Genomic DNA, 16,842 nt, shown 5'->3' with positions numbered 1-16,842 from the left:
GCAATAAAATTGCAAAAAACTGCACTTTTTTAGTTATTCATATCCAAGCACAGCTTTTATACAAACTTATCCACAGATAGCGAGTAAAACAGGGGATCCGAGTCCTCTTCTCCCCCTCTTTTCTGACCTCCCACCCGAGCCAGCGCCCGCTTTGGCTTGCTATCTAGGCATAACGTCAGCCAACCCTGCTTCTTTTACCCAAAGCGAGATCAGCTCGGCAGCCGGCCAGTCACGGCAACCGGAGACATTCTGGCCAGCCCAGAGCGGCGAGCACCCTGCATCTCCCCGTTGTTCGGCCGCACTGCGCAGTGGGGCCAGGGCGCCACTGGCATGAGGAAAGGCAGGCACGGCTTCGGACAGCGGGCCCAACTCTCGCATCACGCGATTGACGATGCCGCGGGCCGGGCGACCACTGAACAGGTTGGTCAGCGCCGTGTGATGTCCCGCCGGCGAGTGCAGCGCCGCCCGATGCAGGGTTGAGGTGGTGGCTTCATGACAACAGAGAAAGGCGGTGCCCATCTGCACTGCGCTGGCCCCCAGCGCCAGTGCGGCGCGAATGCCGACACCATCGACAATGCCGCCGGCGGCGATGACCGGCAGCCTCACAGCCTCGACTATTTGTGGCAACAGGGTAAAGGTGCCCTGCTGCAGGCTGAGATCGTCCTCGAGGAAATGACCGCGATGACCGCCGGCCTCCAGCCCCTGGGCAATGATGGCATCGGCGCCATGATCGGCGAGCCAGCGGGCTTCTGCGACCGTGGTGGCGCTGGCCAATATCTTGGCCCCGCTGGTTTTCACCCGGGCCAGCAATTCGGGCTCGGGCAGCCCGAAGTGGAAACTGACCACGGCCGGTTTGAACTCGGCCAGCATGGCGGCATGTTCGGCATTGAACGGGGCCCGGCTAGGGGCGGCTGTGCCGGCAGTGTCGCGCACGCCGTATTCGTCATAGTAGGGCGCCAGCCGCTGCAGCCAGCGGGCCTGGGTGGCGGGATCCGGCGCCTCCTGCCGGTGACAGAAGAAGTTGATGTTGAATGGCCCCCCGCTTGCCGTCAGCCGGCTCAGCTCTTCGCGCAAGGTGGCGAGGCTCAGCATGGCCGCGGGCAATGAGCCCAGAGCACCGGCCCGAGTCACGGCCAGGGCCAGCGCGCTGTCCTGCACACCGGCCATGGGGGCCTGAATGATGGGATAGCGCATCCCCAGTTCGGCAAACAGCGTCATGATGTCGCCTCTTGCCGCTCGGGAGTGACGCCGCCGACCTGGCTGCGCGCCAGGGCGATGGCCCCATCGATGGCCGCGCGGGCCTGCGGACTGTTCTGCCAGCAGGTCGAGCCCAGCATGCTGGCCACCAGTTGCACGATATGGCTAGTGTCGGCCGCGGCCAATTGCGCCAGAGTGTGGTAGCCAAGCTGTTCAAGCCGCCCGATGACGGTGGGCCCCACCCCTTTCACGCCGAGCAGCAGCGCCCGTTCTTCACCCGAAAATCCTTGCTTGCTCTTCATTGATAAGACTCCTTTCCCATACCCTCATTGCACATCAGGCCCGCGAGGGGCCTGATGAAGACAAGTGGTCAACGTACGCTGCGCAGCAGGAAGTCCGGCTGGCCGCAGGAGCGCAACTCGCGCTTTTGCATCTCGTCGGAGCAGGTGACGGCATCGGTCCCCTCCTTGTTGAGGCAGATATAGACCTCCCGCAGGAAGCGGCCACCGTCGGCGCAGGCCACCGTGATGTTGTCCGGCGCCAGCCAGTCGTTGGCACTGGCCAGATCCGCCTTGAGCTGGAAGCGGCTCTTGCGCAGCGGCTCGGCGGGAGACTGATAGGCGGCCGGGATCTTCACCTTCTGGCGCAGGTCGCTGGCCAGCTGATGAAAATCGCGCTGGCTCAGGCCCGAACAGGTGCCGTGCTTCTCCCACTCATGGCGATAGAGAAAGCGGCTGGGATAGAGGCCGGCAAATTGCTGCTCCATCGCAGGATCCAGCCGCTCGCGGGTACAGCTGCTCGGGTAGCCGCGCTGGTACTGGGGCCAGAGCCCGTGTAGCACGAATCCCAGCTGGCGGGAACATTGGTCCCGGTCGGCCGGCTTGATGGCGCAGTGCTCTGGTGACCAGGAGAGCGCCATGGCGTAATAATCAAACGCGCCGGCCTCCCCTTTGGCCTGAACGGCAGAGGAGAACCAGGGGGCCAGCAGCATGCCGAGCAGCACAACAATCTTCTTCATCTTGGATATCCAGGGTTATGCAAATAGTGTCGAGCGGGCCGTTTCGCCCTCGGGAACGGCCATGCTCCCATATTTTGCCCAAAGGGAACACCCTGCCGGGGCGCCGGCCAATGTCGGGGTCAGACCAGTAAAGGGTTTCCCCTCCCGGCGCCGAGGCGTAAGCTGACTCTCCGGCGGGCCCGCACGTCCGGCCTGTTTCCCGTCCGCTTTCCTCTTCAACAGGATGTAACATGATCCGCAAGAATCCCTCCGGCCATCTGCCGGTCATCGACGAGTCAGCCTATATCGACAAGACAGCCATCATCTGTGGCAAGGTGATCATCAAGGAGAACGTGTTTGTCGGCCCCTATGCGGTGATCCGCGCCGACGAGGTGGATGCCAGCGGCGACATGGAGCCCATCGTCATCGGCGCCAACTCCAACATTCAGGACGGGGTCGTCATCCACTCCAAGTCCGGCGCGGCGGTTACCATCGGCGAGTACACCTCCATCGCCCACCGCAGCATAGTCCACGGCCCGTGCGAAGTGGGTAACCGGGTGTTCATCGGCTTCAACAGCGTGCTCTTCAACTGCCACATCGGTGACGGCGCCGTGGTGCGTCACAACTCGGTGGTGGACGGCTGCGATCTGCCGCCGGAGTTCTACGTCCCCTCCACCACCCGCATCAACCAGCAGAGCGATCTGGACCATATCCCTCGAGTCTCGGTGGATGCCGCCGAGTTCTCCGAGGACGTGGCCCACACCAACATCGATCTGGTCAAGGGGTACAAGGCGCTCTCCAACGAGTTCTGAGTCCCGCGGTTGACAGGATCCACAACGGGCGCCAAGGCGCCCGTTGTCATGACTGTAAAGAGGGTGAAAAGGGAGCGTAAAAGCCGTTGAGATAGCGGTCCGCCTGGCGTTTGATGGGCCATCTTCCCTGGATGGAGTCATCCCCATGTCACGTTACCCCCTCGCACTCACCCTGCTGCTTGCCAGCCTGTCGGCCCAGGCCTGCGAACTGCCAGCCCCGCCAGCCGGTCGTCCCGACACGCGCCCGCCGGCGTTACCCGCCTCCCTCTATCACGCCAGCAAGCTGGGCCAGGATCCTCAGGCCACCGCCCAGGCGCTGTTCAAGAACATTCCGCCGGCCGAAGCCGACAAACGCTATGAGGTGGTGGTAAGCGTGCGCGAGCTGCCACCCCAGCCCATCCGGCTTCAACCCGCAGCCGCACCACTCAAGGGGCAGTAAGGCTCACCGCAGAACCGGCCATGAAAAGGGCGCCGCAGCGCCCTTGTCGAGATCATGACTCGAGTTCCTCTAACGTGCCCGCACGCAGGCGACGCCGTGAGCCTCTTGCGGCAGATCCGTGATGAGCTCGCCGCTGCCCGGATCGAGCAGAGGGGCCTCCCCGTCGTCGTTGGGGGCATCGCTGCTCCAGAGCCGGCTGTAGAGCGGCCAGCCCTGCTCCGTCAGCAGCTTCATCTCCTCACCGACCTGATGATAGGCGGTAAACAGCGCCGTCAGCTCCCTGGCCGCCGGCAGGCGCCAATCATCGTGGCCACGCGCCACCAGCTGCTGGCAGTAGTCGCGAGCCCGCTCCTGGCTCATCACCACGTAGTCGTGGGGGAAGGGGTTGTAATCCCCATCCTCATCCCTGGCACTGCCGTCGTACGCCAGCGCCAGCCGGTCCGCTTCCGCGCGAGTCAGGGGGCAGACGAAGATCAGCTCGCCCGCCACCAGCTCGGGATGACGGCAACCCTGGCTGAAATCGGGCTGGGCATCCACCACCTGCACCGCCAGTTCCAGCATCCGCTCGCCCGTGCTCACCTGCACCCGGGCCGGCCCCACCGCCAGAGCGCGCAGCACTCCATCGCCGTCGACGCTGACCCGCTCCGGCGTCATGCTGCGCCACTGCAAGGGGCCCTGCGCCGGATTGCGCGTGCCATCGCTCAGCCGCAGTTCGGCCTGCAGAGCCAGCGCCTGGCCCACTTCCAGCCGGGGGGCTGCCGGCGTCACCTGCAGATCGATCACGATGGCAGACACCGGCGCCTCGTCAGCCACCCCGCTCAATCCGAGCTCGGCGACCGTGGCCGGAGTGCGCCTCGGCTCGGCAGACACGCTACGCAGGAACTCACCGATGGCATCCAGCTCGTCGTTGGAGAGACCGAGCGCATGCAGGTGATCGGAGGCTTGCGGGAAGAAGGGATCGTACTGCGCAACCCCGGTCGGGAAGCCCACCCCGCTGCTCCACTTGGTCACCCCGAAGTTGTACATGGCCACCACCCCCTGCACGGAACTGCCGATACGCTGCGCCAGGATGGGGAAGACCCCGTTGTGCATATAAGGTGCGGTAAATGCCACATCCCGCAGGCTGGGGGTCTTGAAGCGCCCCATGTCTGCCTTTTGGCGGGTGTGCAGGAAACGGCCACGGTCTTCCTGATTGCGACCATAGTAGGCCAGCCCCACGCTCTCGAACCGGTACTGGCTCAGCAACGGCCCGGAGTGGCAGTTCATGCAACGGCCATCGGTGCGATAGAGGTGCATCCCCCACAGCGCCTTGTCGCTTAGGGCCTGCCCGTCGCCTTGGACGAAGCGCTCGAAGTCGCTGTCGCGGCTGATGATGGTGCGCTCGAAGGTGGCGATCGCCTTGGCGATCCGCTCCAGGCTGATCCCCTCGTCACCGAACGCCGTGGCAAAGGCCGCCGGGTAGTCGCGGCTGGCCCGCAGACGCGCCAGCAGTTCGTCGTGATCCAGCGCCATCTCCACCGGATTCTGGATGGGGTGCAGCGACTGCTCTTCAAGGGAACCGACCCGGCCATCCCAGAACTGGCTGCTGCTGAAAGCACTGTTGAGGATGGAGGGAGCGTTGCGGGTCCCCTTCTGCCCCTGATGGCCCACCGAGACGCTCAGCCCGTCGCTCCACCCCTTTTGCGGATCGTGGCAGCTGGCACAGCTGATGTCTTGCGCCCGGGAGAGCCGCTTGTCGAAGAACAGTTGTTGGCCCAGCACCACCTTGGCCCGGCTGTAAGGGTTGTCGGCCGGGAAGGGGACCGCCGGCAGCGGCCCCAGCTCCTGCCACTCGACCCCCTCATCGACCCTGGCGGCCGGCCATTGGGTGGCAGGGCCGGCATACTGGGCGCGCAGGGCGGCCATGTCGGGCATGCTGTCGTCACGGATGACCGAAGGGCGTACCGGATAGGGCGCCAGCGCATACCAGAGCACGCTGCCCTCCCCCTCCTCGAGCCAGCTGCCCGTGGCGGGTTGGTAAAGAGCGGGGCGGCCGGCGCCGTCCTGCAGCCAGATCCGGGTCGGCACTGCCAGAGCAAAGGTGTGGGGGTAGCGCCAACTCTGCTTGTCCGCCGCCAGCAGCCGTTCAAATTCGGCCAGGCCAGGCAGTCGCCAGTCACCGCGTCCGCAGCCGGTCGGCACCACTCCCAGCCCGGCACGGCTGCTCTGCGGCAAGATGCTGCTGCCGCTGGCGTGCAACCAGTACTGACTGCCCTTGACCCCGGCGGGGCTGCGCACATCGTGCAGGCAACGCCAGTCAGTGCCGCTCGTCAGCCGGCCCTGCTCATCAAGGCGCAGCAGCTCGGCCGTCTCCGGCTCGTCGGGCTGGCTGGGTTGGGCGGGATAGAGCAGCTGCCTCGCCGCCTCGATGGGGCTGCTGTTGCTGCGCCGATACCAGCTACGCTCCCCCTGATCGGCACGCAGGGCCAGCAGCATCTGCCAGCTGTCCGGATAGTTGAGCTCGGCCCCCGGCTGGCGCTGGGCCAGCAACAGGGCTGCATAGTCCTGGATGAGTGTTTGCTGTTGCAGACGGATCTCTGCCAGTTGCCCCCACTCGCTCTGATCGAGGGTGCCGTCTCCATTGCGGTCGGCCAGCAGGAACAGCGCCGTCTCCTCTTCATCCAGTCGCAAGGAAGGTGCGTCAGCGCGGCGGGCCGACAGTGCCGTGGCACCGAGATCGGCCACCCGGGCCGTCGCGGCGCGCAGAATATAACTGCCGTCGCTCCCCACCAGCTCCAGCGGCTGATCCAGCAGCAAACCGGCCGGCAGCGTCATGACCAAGGAGCTCTCCTGCCCCAGCTCCCCACTTACCACAATGCCGGTAGCGGCCTGGCGCAGCAGCAGGGTGGCCCCCTGCCCCAGACGGGTCGTCACATCGAGCCGCACGGTCAACTCGCTGCGGGTATGGGTCGGTACCGGCTCCACCGGCGGCTCTGTGGGTGGCGTCACCACCGGAGGTTCTACCGGCGGCTCTACCACGGGCGGCGTCACCACCGGCACAGAGGGAACGGGCGCCTGGCTATGGTTGTCATTGCAGGCGGTCAGGATCAGCAGGCTGACCAGTAAGAGGCTGGTTTTCATCGTGCAAAGGGTGAGTGGTCTGAGGAGTCGGCGATTATCCAGCCAAATGACAATCATTATCAATATCACCTTGCAAATATGTGTTTTGACAACAACCATCCTGCCTCGGGCGCCATGACAAGAGGGCAGGCATCCATCGATGCCTGCCCTCTTTATCTCCGTGTACCGGTCACCCGGCAACTTCAGCTCGCGATCAGGAGCACTTCTTCAGGCTGATATGCCAGTTGGCGCCGGATTGCACCTGATGTTGGGCGGCGAAGCTGTCCATGTTCAGTGCCACCGATACCTGCAGCAGGCTGTTGAGGTAGACCAGCGGCTGGCCTTCCGGCACATCGCCAAAGCTGCTGACATAGGGGGCCTTGCCCTCGTATTTCAGTGCATCCCCTTCGCTGATCTTGATGCAGGCGTTGTCGCCCTTGTTGATCCCCGCCTTGGTCAGCAGGCTGTCGTCGATGTTGGTCCAGACGTTGCCGTACTGCACGTCCAGGATCGGAATGGTGCCCTTGAGGGTGCCATCCTGCTCGGCCACCGCAGGCTGATAGGGGATCTTCACCACCTCGGCCGGCAGCTTGGGCCCTACCTGCTCATAGCTGATGGCTCCGGAGGCGAGGCGGGCGCCGGTGTAGGCGTAGACGTCGCGGCCGTGGAAGGTGTAGGACTTCTCGGAGCCCTTGAGGCGGTTGGTCTTCTCGTCGATCTGGCGCACGGTATCGATGCCGAAGTGCTCCGCCACCAGAGTCAGGGTGCCGTTGTCCGGGCTGACGATGTAGTGGCCGCTCTTGGTCTTGAGCACCACCGACTTGCGATCGGTACCGACCCCCGGATCCACCACGCTGACGAACACTGTCCCCTTGGGCCAGTACTGCAGGGTCTGATAGAGGCGGTAGGAGGCTTCCCAGATGTTGTAGGCCGGGATCTCGTGGGTCAGGTCATAGAGCGGCAGGGTGCGATCCACTCCGAAGGCGACCCCCTTCATGGCCGAGACGGCACCATCCTTGAGACCAAAGTCGGTCTGGATCACCAGCGCCTCGTTGGCGGTGGCAAGGCCGCTGGCCAGCAACAGGGCGAGCGCAAGCGCACGGGGGGCGGTACGAATATCCATATCTGAACTCCTGAAGGTAACGACAAAATAACCATCTAGACATCCAGAATGCCATCACAACCACATATTGCAAGCCGTATTCCCCGGATGGGGGGTGCCGAAAGCCCTCGCCAGCCGGTCGCGGCGGGTGTATGGATAAGGCAGAGTCGCGACCGCTACAAGGAGACCCCATGACCCGCAACCAGACCGCCATCCTGCTCAGCCTGGGGGAGCACAGCAGCCAGCTGCAGCTGACCCGGGCCGACGGCACCCGCTTCACCCGCGACTTGGGCTTCGGCCTCGAGGCCATGACGCCGGGCCCGTTTCGCCGGGATCCACCGAGCGCGCTGGAGCTGGAGCAGGCCATCATGGTGGTGGAGGACGTGCTGATGCCGCTGGCTGCCGAGGTGCCGCCCCATGAAGTGGTGACCCTGCAGGCGCCGCTGCCGCTGGCCGAGGCGCTCGGCAGTCGTGAACTGAGCCGGGAGAGTCTGGAGCAGCTGTTCGGTCAGTTTGCCGCCATGGTGGAAGGTGACCCGCTGGCCGCAGCCAACTTGCCCAAAACCCGGCGCTTTGCCGCTGCCCTCTTGATCCTGCGCGAATGGATGCACCATCTGTCGGCCGAGCGGGTAGTGCTGGCCGACTGAATCACACTAGCCTGCCCAAGACCCGGCGCTTTGCCGCCGCCCTCTTGATCCTGCGCGAATGGATGCACCATCTGTCAGCCGAGCGGGTGTTGCTGGCCGACTGAGTCACGCTAGCCGGCAGCCGGCTCGAAGCGGGTGCGCCAGGCCGCCCAGGCCAGCCCCAGGCTGATCAGCACGCTGCCGACGGTGAGCAGATCCACCGCCGCCTGCACGCCGGCACCATCGCTGACCCAGCCCAGCAACACAGGCACCCAGTTCGCCACATAGGCGATCACGTAGAAGAGCGACACCAGCCGGGCGTGGCTGGCAGCCGGCGCGATGCGGTTGACCAGGGTCGCACTGCCGACGAACACCGCACCCTGGGCGTAACCGGCCACCAGCAAACCGACCACCGCCAGCCACCACGACTGGGCATGCACGGCGCCAGCAAACAGCAGCATGCAGATCGCCAGCGCCAGGGCGCCGCTTTGCAGGGTGTGACGGGCATCGAGCCGACGGGCCCAGAGCTGGCAAAGGCCGGAGAGCACCATGTAGGCCGCGATGAGATAGCCGAACAGACCCAGATCCCGCAGCCCCAGCAGCTGGCTCGCCACCTTGGGGCCGATGGCCAGCAGGCTGGCCGCCACCGCCCAGGCGGTAAACAGCGCCAGTGCACAAATAAAGAAAGCCGCCCCGGTGGCCTTGAGCCCCTCCCCCAGCGATCCCCTGCCCTGCTGCGTTGTCGCAGCAGGCGCCCCTTGCGCGCTGGCGGGCCAGCTCAATGCCACCCCCGCCATGGCGCAGGCCGCCAGCCCCATGATGAGCAGGAAGGGCAGTTGGGTCGGATAGCACTCCAGCTGCAGCGCCAACCCGCTGAACACCGGGCCGAGTGCCAGCCCGGCGGTGAAGGAGAGGGTCGCGCTGAGGGCGGCCCGCTTGCCGCCATCGCGCGGGCCAAAGCGCAGCAGAGCCACGTTGGCGGCGCCGGTCAGGGCGCCGGTGCCGATCCCGGCCAGCACCCGCGCCAGCAATAGCGACCAGAAGGAGTCCGCGAGGGAGAACAGCAGGGCGCCCCCCAGTACCGCCAGCAGGGCCGGCAGGATCATGGCGCGCAGGTCGCTCACCCTGCCCGCCAGATTGCCCACCCCGAACAGGGAGATCAGCACCCCGCCCGCATAGCCGCCATAGATGAGGGTTAGGCTCACATCGCTCAGGGCCAGCGCCTGCTGATAGTGGGGATAGAGGGGGGTGGGCACGCTGCTGTTGAGCAGCGCCGACATCAGCGCCAGCGGCAGAAACAGCAGGATGGCGCGATGGGAGGTAGCCGCCGCAGAGGGGGCGGCGGCACAGAGAGATGATGACATGCAAGGCTCCGATGAGGGCGGGCAAGACCGCTGACGAGAGACGCCATGATAGCGCCCGCCGCCGCCCCTCGACAGCGACACAAATGCATCAGCCTGCTTCAATAATGCATGTCAGTGGCATCTATCTGCATGTCGACAAGGGCACTCTCGCCTTGTGCTCCCGCCGGCGCTGGCTTCTAATGAGCAAGCTCCAACAGGGGCTGACAAACGGGAGGCTCGATGATCAACTGGGACGACGCGCGGTTTTTTCTGGCACTGGCACGGCAGGGCACCCTGCGCGGCGCCGCCGGCGTACTGGGGGTCGATCAGGCCACCGTGGGGCGCCGCATCACGGCGTTGGAGCAGAACCTCGGCTCCAAACTCTTTATCCGCACCCCCAAGCTCTATGATCTCAGCCCCCTCGGCGAGGCCATGCTGGCGGATGCCAGCGCCATGGAGCAGGCCATCAAGGCCATCGAACGCAAGGCGAGCGCCGGCGATCAGAGCCTGTGTGGCGAGGTGCGCATCGCCACCACCGACACCCTGGCCCAGGCCTTCGTTTTGCCCGCCCTCACCCTGCTGCGCGAGCGCCATCCCGGCATCCGACTCAGCCTGCAGACCGCGGTCAGCGTCAGCGACATCGCCTACCGGGAGGCCGATCTCGCCATCCGCGGGCTGCGCCCGGACAACGACGAGCTGGTGATCAAGCGCCTAACCACCATAGAGATGGGGCTCTACGCCTCCCGCGACTATCTGGCCCGCCACGGCACGCCCAAGAGCGGCCACGCTCTCAGCCAGCATGCCCTGCTGCTGTTTGCCAGGGAGCTGGTCTCCCGCCACTGGCACAGTCTGTGCGGGGAGCCGCTGCACGAACCCAACGTGGTGCTGCAGTGCAATGCCCAGCTGCTGTTGCTGGCGGCCGCTCGTCAGGGGCTCGGCATCGCCCTGCTCTCCACCTTTCTGGCGGACAAGGAGCCGGAACTGGTGCGCGTGCTGCCCACCCTGTGCGATCCGGTCGACATCTGGCTGGTGCTCCACCCCGACTTACAAAAAGCCAGCCGGGTGCGCGCCGTGGTGGACGCACTGGAAGAGGTGTTTCACTGCCGCTGAGCCGGCGGCGCCTTCTGCCCGCGGCCCCGCATCTGTTACCATGCCGGCCATCAAGACTGTTTCCAGCGCGGCGTGGCCGCGCCCATCCCGACGGGTACCCTTATGTCCATTGCCTCCTTCGCCGACCTGGCGCTCTCCCCCCGCCTGCAGCAGACCCTGACCGAGCTTGGCTACGCCGTGCCGACCCCGGTGCAGGCCGGCGCCATCCCGGTCATCCTGGCGGGGCGCGATCTGATGGCGGGTGCCCAGACCGGCACCGGCAAGACCGCCGCCTTCGTGCTGCCGCTGCTGGAGCAGTTGCTGCAACACCCGACGAGCGATGCCCCCCGCCCCATCCGCGCCCTGGTGCTGGTGCCGACCCGCGAGCTGGCGGTGCAGGTACATGAGAGCGTCACGCGCTACGCCAAGGGTACCAACCTCACCAGCACGCTGGTCTACGGCGGGGTGAGTATCGCGGCGCAGGTGGAGGCATTGAAAAACGGCGTGGATATCCTGATCGCCACCCCGGGCCGGCTGCTCGACCATCTGCGCCAGGGGGCCTTAAGTCTGGCGGCGCTGCGCCATCTGGTGTTTGACGAGGCGGATCGCATGCTTGACATGGGCTTTATGGACGAGATCAAGGCGCTGCTCAAACAGATCCCGGCGGATCGCCAGACCCTGCTCTTTTCGGCCACCTGCGACGACAACCTGTTTGCCTTGAGCAAGGTGCTGCTGCGCGACCCGGCACTGATTGAAGTGGCACCGCGCAACACCACGGCAGCCGAGGTGGAGCAGCGGGTCTATACGGTGGACAGCGATCGCAAGCTGGCGCTGGTCGAACACATGCTCACAGTGAAGGGCTGGGCGCCGGCGCTGATCTTCAGCCGCACCCGCCAGGGGGCCGACAAGCTGGCCCAGCAGCTCGGCAAGGCCGGCATCAATGCGCTGGCCTTCCACGGTGACCTGTCACAAGGGGCGCGGGAGAAGGTGCTGCTGGAGTTTCGCGCCGGCACCCTGCAGGCGCTGGTTGCCACCGACGTGGCGGCCCGCGGCCTCGATATCACGGATCTCAACTACGTGATCAATATGGAATTCCCGTTTGTGGCGGAGGATTACGTGCACCGCATCGGTCGCACCGGTCGCGCCGGCAACAAGGGGCTCGCCATCACACTGTTCAGCCCGGAAGATGCGCCGCTGCTAGAGAAGGTGGAGGCGGTGCTCGACACCCGCTTGCCCCAGCAGTGGTTCCCGGGCTTTGAACCGGATCTGACCCGCTTCGAGCCCGAACCGCGCCGCAGCAGCAAGGCAGCCCAGAAGCAGCGCGCCAGAAAGCAGGCGCTTGCAGGCAACAAGAGCAAGGCCCGCCGCTGATCCGGTGAGGGAGCCCAGGCTCCCTCCGCACGGCCACATGGCCTACTCATTTACACCTTTTTTGGCCCTGTGACCGGGTCCATGACGGGCATACAGTGCCTCATCACCCCAGCATGGACACCCGATGTGGCACACACCCTCCACCCCCTCGACGACGAAGTGGCCTTTGCCGCCAGCTTCACCCTGATGCAGCAGCTGCGTCCCCACCTCAGCAGCCCGGAGCGCTATGTGGCGCAGCTCACCAGGCAGGCACAACAAGGCTATCGCCTGCTGGCCGCGCGGGACGCCGAACGCATCGTCGGCCTGGCCGGCTATCGCCTGCAGGAGAACCTCATCTACGGGCGCTTTGTCTATATCGACGATCTCATCGTCAGTCCCGACCTGCAGCGCAGCGGCCTGGGGGCGCAGCTCCTGGACGCCGTGCGCGCCGAAGCCATGCGACTGGGGTGCGATCACCTGGTGCTCGATACCGGCCTGCACAATGCGCTGGCCCAGCGTTTCTACTTTCGCTGCGGGTTGCTCTCCCGCGGGATGCACTTTTGCGAGGATCTGCGCCCATGAACCAGGTACTGCTGATCAATGCCAGCGCCCAGGGAGCTGCCTCTCACGCCAACCGGTTGGCGCTGGATCTGGTGGCCTGTCTGCGGCAAGCGCACCCGGCCCTCGCACTGGTCGAACGCCCTGTTGGCACTGACCCCCTGCCGGCCCTGAGCCAGGCCTATGTGCAGGCGCTGACCACAGCCACCCCCTTTGACGCCCCCGAGCTGGCCCTCTCCGAGACGCTGATCCGGGAGCTGGAGCAGAGCGATGCCCTGCTCATCGCCACCCCGCTGCACAACTTCACCCTGCCAGCCGCCCTCAAGCTGTGGATTGACTATGTGCTGCGCATCCATCGCACCTTCCAGTCGAGTGCCGAGGGCAAGCTGGGGCTGCTGGCCGACCGCCCCGTCTACGCCCTGGTGGGATCGGGCGGCTTTCATCAGGGCCCGCGAGCCGGGCAACCCGATTTTCTGACCCCCTACCTGCGCCATGCGCTCAACACCCTGGGGCTGTTCAACATCCATTTCTTCTATCTGCAGGGACTGGTGTTCGGTGACGAGGCAGTGCGCCAGACCATCGACACCAACCGCGCGCTGCTGGCGCAGCAGCCCCTGTTTAGCCGGCTTGCCGATCCACACCACCTTGGAGTACTGCCATGACTCAGCCAAGACTTCCCTTTTCCACCCTGTCAGCCGAGGCCTATCAAGGGCTGCGCGCCACCAGCGACGCCCTGGCCGCAGGCCCCCTCGGCGCCCCCTTGCTGGAGCTGGTCTATCTGCGCATCTCGCAGATCAACGGCTGCGCCTTCTGCCTAGGGATGCACGCCAAGGTGCTGCGCGAGTGCGAGGTGTCGCAGCAAAAACTCGATTGTCTGGCGGGATGGCGGGTCAGCGACCTGTTCAGCGAACGCGAGCGCGCCGCCCTGGCCTGGGCCGAGACGCTCACTTATGTCCATCAAACAGGCGCACCGGACGAGCGCTACGCTCCGCTCAAGTCTCACTTTTCCGATCGCGAGATCTCGGACCTGACCCTGGCGGCCGCCCTGATGAATGCCTTCAACCGGCTGGCCGTTGGCATGCTGCTGTAACCCGCAGACGGCGCTTAGCCTGTATTCGCGACCCAATAAAAAACGCCCAAGCGGGCGTTTTTTATTGGCTGGCCGGCGGCTACCCGTGGCTGGCCAGCACAGGTGGCAGGGCCCGCAGGATGCGCTGCTCGGCCAGGGTGGAGAGCACGAACATCACCAGATAACCGAGGCCCAGCGCCACAATAATGGCCACCACGTTGGTGGTGAAGCGGGCCACCAGGTAGTAGGCCGCCACCAGCGCCACTATACCCACCGCGCGGATCAGCAGGCTCTGGGTAAAGTGGCCGTGGGCCTTGATGTAGGCAAGCTGGTAGCCATTGAGCATCATGAAGATGAAGAAGAGGGAGAAGTGCAGCAGCACCGGCACGGCCCCCAGATAGTCGGCCGGGAACAGCAGCGACACCAGCGGCTTGCCCGCCAGCAGCATCACCAGAAAGAACACCAGGCTGACGATGGCGCTGAGGCGGAAGATCCAGCGCCGGATCAGGCGGATCTGGCGGTGATCGCCGCTGCGCAGATTGACCGCCAGCTCAGGCAGCACGAAGCGGTAGATGGGGAAAACGAACAGGGTGGTCATGTAGGTGAAGATGGGGCGCACCACCACCTGAAAATCCCCCAGCTCGTCGAGGCTGAAGTGGCGGATGGTGAGCAGTACCGTGATGTAAATCATCAGGATGCTGGCCCCCGCCTCGAGGGACGCGGTAAAGCTCTTCTTCACATAGCTGCGCATCTCGGGGCCAAGCTCGACCCTGGCCAGCGGCCGGGTGGCGATGGCCCTACGCCGGTGCAGATACATGTAGCCGGCGATGGCGAGCGAGGAGAAGGTCAGCCCGTAGAAGAGCGAAGGGAGAGCTTCCATCCCGAGCCCGAAATAGCAGGCCATAAACAGCAGGCCATTGGCCAGCGGCTCCAGCCAGGTGACCCGGTTGGAGATCCCGTACATCCGGTACATGGCCACCAGATTGGTGAAGTAGACCTTGAGCCCGAGCCCGAAGATGACCCCCACCAATTGCAGATATTCGGCCCGGATATGGAGCCCGTGCTTGATGTAGGGGATCACCAGCCCCCAGGTGAGCAGCACCATGCCGATGAGGAAATAGCGGAAGATATTGATGATGTCCCGATCGTTTTTGGTCTGGGAGTAGCTCACCACCATGGAGGAGCGAAAGCCGGTCATCAGGATGAGGGACAGCGAGATCAAATCCACCACGCTGTTGAACAGCGCCAGATCCCCCTTGGCCACCCACTGCGCCAGCCACACCTTGAAGGCGAAGCCGATGATGATGCTGGCAAGGGACGCCCACATGCCGGTGATGAAAGCCTGCTTGAGGCGGCCAAGTGAATCGGGTTGTTCGTCTTGAATTGCGTACATCACGAAAGGCCCGCTAACTGCGTGAAGAGAGGCCCATCTTATGAAAGGGGGCCGCCCTTGAACAGCCCGAAACTGGGGGCAAGGGCGTCCCCCTGCCAGAAACGCCCGGCCGGGCGCCTTCTTTAGTGCGTCCAGCGCGTCCTCCGGCTGCCGCCGCAGCGGCTTATGACTGGGGCGCGGCCTTGATCAGCGCCTCGTAGTGATCGATAAGCTCAGGCCCATGCAGCGGCGAGTCGTGACCGCCCACCACCGTCTTGATCGGCAGCTTCATCGCTTTCAGCCGCTCAAGCGTCTGCGGATAGGCCTTCACATCGGCAAAGCTCAGGTTGCCCAGCTTCTCCTTGAGGATGCAGTTGCCATAGAGCACCTGCTCGTCGGGGAAGTAGACAAAGATGCCGTCCGGCGTATGGGCCGGGCCCGCGTAGAAGGCGCGCAGCTTGCCCTCTTGCAGCGTGAAGTCGCCCTCGTGCACCACGTTGGGCAGCACCAGCGGCAAGTCCGGGTACTCCGGCAGCCCCTTGCGGGTAAAGGCGACAATCTCGGCCCAGTCGCTCTTCATCAGATCCCGGGTCTGGCGGGTCGATACCACCTTGGCACCGATGGACTTCCAGTAGGCGTTACCGCCAGCCCGGTCGGTGTGGTAGTTGGTGTTGATCACCTCCAGCACCGGCTGGCGGCTGACCCGTTTGATCAGCTTGTGCAACTCGCGGGCGGTATCCGGCGTCCAGGTCGCCCCCACCACAGTCACCCCCTTGGCCCCGAAATAGACCATGGAGTTCTCTTTGACGTAGTAGTTGTCCTCCACCACATAGACAGGGCCGCTCACCTGCGTCAGCGACATCCCCGCCGCCCGCACGCTGCCACCCCAGAAACTCGCCATCAGCACCAGGGCCCCGGCCAGCCCGCACTTTATCCAACCTTTCATCATCTTGCTCCCTCACTCCAACCGGCCCCTCGCCACCCCTGTGACAAGCCGGGCCCATTTATCAGTGGGCAGAAGATACGGGGGATTTGTGAGGGGAAAATGGGGTTGTGTGAAGAGAAGGTGAAGTCTGGGGGAAGTCAGAAAAAAATCAGGGGGAATCGGCGGCGAGCCACGCCAATATGGCGATTGACGGTGCGGGAAGTGGAGAGAGGTAAAGGCTCAAAACGAAACGACAACACAGATAGCAACCCCTCACCCTAACCCTCTCCCGAGGGAGAGGGGATGGTCCGTGCCAATTCCAAAGCCCCATCCCCACCCGTGCCTCGCACGTAAAGCACTGTCAGCTGAACCGTTTTGCCCCCTTCTCCCCTTGCGGGAGAAGGGCTGGGGATGAGGGGGAGGTAACAATAAGTCCCATAATGTAGGGTCGATTAGCGCAGCGTAATCGTCCGTTTACCGCGAATATCCTGATAGCAAGAGAAGCAGGAACCCCTGAACATCAGCGTCACCTCAACACCCTTACTCTCGCGATCTTCCGAATATGCTTCGCTATTCGAACCTACGGCCCTTCGCTATTCGAGTCTACGATTTTTCCATTAAGTCCGGCTGACAACTGTACCGCTGTCGAGAATAGTGTGAGTTCCATAATGTTCATTTCTCCCGAGTGGTGACCCTGATCACATAATCAACCCAAATAAATGACAATTTTAACAACCCTCAATAACATTCATAAGAGTCAAATTATGTATGTCATTAAACAAGGATGTCGCGAATTCAACTTCGAAGTGCGACACTCGCCTATGCCGCCTGACGGTACTCTTCGAATACCTTGACAGGCTGCCT

At 64.3% G+C, this 16,842-nt stretch carries 16 protein-coding genes; 8 read left to right on the top strand and 8 right to left on the bottom strand.

What is annotated here, in order from left to right; genetic code table 11:
- Positions 1 to 159: 159 nt before the first annotated feature.
- The 3 genes from PG897_RS22155 to PG897_RS22145 form a co-directional block, all read right to left on the bottom strand.
- A complete protein-coding gene (locus tag PG897_RS22155) occupies positions 160 to 1,218 on the bottom strand; it encodes an NAD(P)H-dependent flavin oxidoreductase (protein WP_043172103.1) in 1,059 nt (352 codons plus the stop codon).
- A complete protein-coding gene (locus PG897_RS22150) occupies positions 1,215 to 1,499 on the bottom strand; it encodes a Pathogenicity locus (RefSeq protein ID WP_043172102.1) in 285 nt (94 codons plus the stop codon). The genes PG897_RS22155 and PG897_RS22150 overlap by 4 nt, the downstream gene beginning before the upstream one ends.
- A gap of 68 nt (positions 1,500 to 1,567) precedes the next feature.
- Positions 1,568 to 2,215, bottom strand: coding sequence for a ribonuclease T2 family protein (locus tag PG897_RS22145; protein WP_043172101.1), 648 nt, complete (start codon positions 2,213 to 2,215; stop codon positions 1,568 to 1,570).
- Between the two features lie 230 nt (positions 2,216 to 2,445).
- Here PG897_RS22145 and PG897_RS22140 point away from each other — a divergent pair, with 230 nt between their 5' ends.
- Positions 2,446 to 3,006: a carbonic anhydrase gene (locus PG897_RS22140; protein WP_005309014.1), complete on the top strand. Its 561-nt coding sequence runs from the start codon at positions 2,446 to 2,448 to the stop codon at positions 3,004 to 3,006.
- Between the two features lie 145 nt (positions 3,007 to 3,151).
- Positions 3,152 to 3,445: a hypothetical protein gene (locus PG897_RS22135; RefSeq protein ID WP_019839880.1), complete on the top strand. Its 294-nt coding sequence runs from the start codon at positions 3,152 to 3,154 to the stop codon at positions 3,443 to 3,445.
- 69 nt (positions 3,446 to 3,514) lie between these two features.
- Here the strand turns inward: PG897_RS22135 and PG897_RS22130 are convergent, their stop codons facing one another.
- Positions 3,515 to 6,565, bottom strand: coding sequence for a cytochrome c peroxidase (locus PG897_RS22130; RefSeq protein ID WP_270829421.1), 3,051 nt, complete (start codon positions 6,563 to 6,565; stop codon positions 3,515 to 3,517).
- A gap of 193 nt (positions 6,566 to 6,758) precedes the next feature.
- Positions 6,759 to 7,667: an SAM hydrolase/SAM-dependent halogenase family protein gene (locus PG897_RS22125; RefSeq protein ID WP_017783810.1), complete on the bottom strand. Its 909-nt coding sequence runs from the start codon at positions 7,665 to 7,667 to the stop codon at positions 6,759 to 6,761.
- Positions 7,668 to 7,837: 170 nt separating this feature from the next.
- Here PG897_RS22125 and PG897_RS22120 point away from each other — a divergent pair, with 170 nt between their 5' ends.
- Positions 7,838 to 8,293, top strand: coding sequence for a hypothetical protein (locus PG897_RS22120; protein WP_019839883.1), 456 nt, complete (start codon positions 7,838 to 7,840; stop codon positions 8,291 to 8,293).
- Positions 8,294 to 8,403: 110 nt separating this feature from the next.
- Here the strand turns inward: PG897_RS22120 and PG897_RS22115 are convergent, their stop codons facing one another.
- Entirely contained in the window at positions 8,404 to 9,636 is a 1,233-nt protein-coding gene (locus PG897_RS22115; RefSeq protein ID WP_201883100.1) for an MFS transporter, read from the bottom strand.
- Positions 9,637 to 9,855: 219 nt separating this feature from the next.
- Between PG897_RS22115 and PG897_RS22110 the strand changes: the two genes are divergently transcribed.
- The 5 genes from PG897_RS22110 to PG897_RS22090 all read left to right on the top strand — a co-directional run bounded on the left by PG897_RS22110 (position 9,856) and on the right by PG897_RS22090 (position 13,702).
- Positions 9,856 to 10,725, top strand: coding sequence for a LysR family transcriptional regulator (locus PG897_RS22110; RefSeq protein WP_017764057.1), 870 nt, complete (start codon positions 9,856 to 9,858; stop codon positions 10,723 to 10,725).
- 102 nt (positions 10,726 to 10,827) lie between these two features.
- Entirely contained in the window at positions 10,828 to 12,075 is a 1,248-nt protein-coding gene (locus PG897_RS22105; RefSeq protein ID WP_043172092.1) for a DEAD/DEAH box helicase, read from the top strand.
- A gap of 126 nt (positions 12,076 to 12,201) precedes the next feature.
- Positions 12,202 to 12,636, top strand: coding sequence for a GNAT family N-acetyltransferase (locus PG897_RS22100; RefSeq protein WP_201883101.1), 435 nt, complete (start codon positions 12,202 to 12,204; stop codon positions 12,634 to 12,636).
- Positions 12,633 to 13,274 carry an FMN-dependent NADH-azoreductase gene (locus PG897_RS22095; RefSeq protein ID WP_043172087.1) on the top strand — a complete coding sequence of 214 codons (642 nt, stop codon included), beginning with the start codon at positions 12,633 to 12,635 and terminating at the stop codon, positions 13,272 to 13,274. Before PG897_RS22100 ends, PG897_RS22095 begins: the two co-directional genes overlap by 4 nt.
- On the top strand, positions 13,271 to 13,702 hold the full coding sequence (locus PG897_RS22090; RefSeq protein WP_043172086.1) for a carboxymuconolactone decarboxylase family protein: 432 nt from the start codon (positions 13,271 to 13,273) through the stop codon (positions 13,700 to 13,702). Before PG897_RS22095 ends, PG897_RS22090 begins: the two co-directional genes overlap by 4 nt.
- A gap of 79 nt (positions 13,703 to 13,781) precedes the next feature.
- On the opposite strand, the gene PG897_RS22085 is transcribed toward PG897_RS22090, so the two are convergent.
- Together PG897_RS22085 and cphA are read right to left on the bottom strand one after the other, a co-directional pair.
- Positions 13,782 to 15,074 (bottom strand): lipopolysaccharide biosynthesis protein, encoded by a 1,293-nt coding sequence (locus PG897_RS22085; RefSeq protein ID WP_043172083.1) that lies wholly within the window; start codon positions 15,072 to 15,074, stop codon positions 13,782 to 13,784.
- A gap of 163 nt (positions 15,075 to 15,237) precedes the next feature.
- On the bottom strand, positions 15,238 to 16,002 hold the full coding sequence (gene cphA / locus PG897_RS22080) for a CphA family subclass B2 metallo-beta-lactamase (RefSeq protein WP_201883102.1): 765 nt from the start codon (positions 16,000 to 16,002) through the stop codon (positions 15,238 to 15,240).
- Positions 16,003 to 16,842: the final 840 nt, after the last annotated feature.

This window comes from Aeromonas sp. QDB20, from assembly GCF_027707805.1.
In the GTDB taxonomy this organism is placed as follows: Bacteria; Pseudomonadota; Gammaproteobacteria; order Enterobacterales; family Aeromonadaceae; genus Aeromonas; species Aeromonas dhakensis.
Note: the sequence above shows the minus strand (reverse complement) of the source record. Positions and strands in the feature narration are given on the sequence as shown.

Bases quoted from the DNA above. Each gene is read 5' to 3' on its own strand.
- PG897_RS22155 (WP_043172103.1), bottom strand. From the start codon at position 1,218: ATGACGCTGTTTGCCGAACTGGGGATGCGCTATCCCATCATTCAGGCC.
- PG897_RS22150 (WP_043172102.1), bottom strand. From the start codon at position 1,499: ATGAAGAGCAAGCAAGGATTTTCGGGTGAAGAACGGGCGCTGCTGCTC.
- PG897_RS22145 (WP_043172101.1), bottom strand. From the start codon at position 2,215: ATGAAGAAGATTGTTGTGCTGCTCGGCATGCTGCTGGCCCCCTGGTTC.
- PG897_RS22140 (WP_005309014.1), top strand. From the start codon at position 2,446: ATGATCCGCAAGAATCCCTCCGGCCATCTGCCGGTCATCGACGAGTCA.
- PG897_RS22135 (WP_019839880.1), top strand. From the start codon at position 3,152: ATGTCACGTTACCCCCTCGCACTCACCCTGCTGCTTGCCAGCCTGTCG.
- PG897_RS22130 (WP_270829421.1), bottom strand. From the start codon at position 6,565: ATGAAAACCAGCCTCTTACTGGTCAGCCTGCTGATCCTGACCGCCTGC.
- PG897_RS22125 (WP_017783810.1), bottom strand. From the start codon at position 7,667: ATGGATATTCGTACCGCCCCCCGTGCGCTTGCGCTCGCCCTGTTGCTG.
- PG897_RS22120 (WP_019839883.1), top strand. From the start codon at position 7,838: ATGACCCGCAACCAGACCGCCATCCTGCTCAGCCTGGGGGAGCACAGC.
- PG897_RS22115 (WP_201883100.1), bottom strand. From the start codon at position 9,636: ATGTCATCATCTCTCTGTGCCGCCGCCCCCTCTGCGGCGGCTACCTCC.
- PG897_RS22110 (WP_017764057.1), top strand. From the start codon at position 9,856: ATGATCAACTGGGACGACGCGCGGTTTTTTCTGGCACTGGCACGGCAG.
- PG897_RS22105 (WP_043172092.1), top strand. From the start codon at position 10,828: ATGTCCATTGCCTCCTTCGCCGACCTGGCGCTCTCCCCCCGCCTGCAG.
- PG897_RS22095 (WP_043172087.1), top strand. From the start codon at position 12,633: ATGAACCAGGTACTGCTGATCAATGCCAGCGCCCAGGGAGCTGCCTCT.
- PG897_RS22090 (WP_043172086.1), top strand. From the start codon at position 13,271: ATGACTCAGCCAAGACTTCCCTTTTCCACCCTGTCAGCCGAGGCCTAT.
- PG897_RS22085 (WP_043172083.1), bottom strand. From the start codon at position 15,074: ATGTACGCAATTCAAGACGAACAACCCGATTCACTTGGCCGCCTCAAG.
- cphA (WP_201883102.1), bottom strand. From the start codon at position 16,002: ATGATGAAAGGTTGGATAAAGTGCGGGCTGGCCGGGGCCCTGGTGCTG.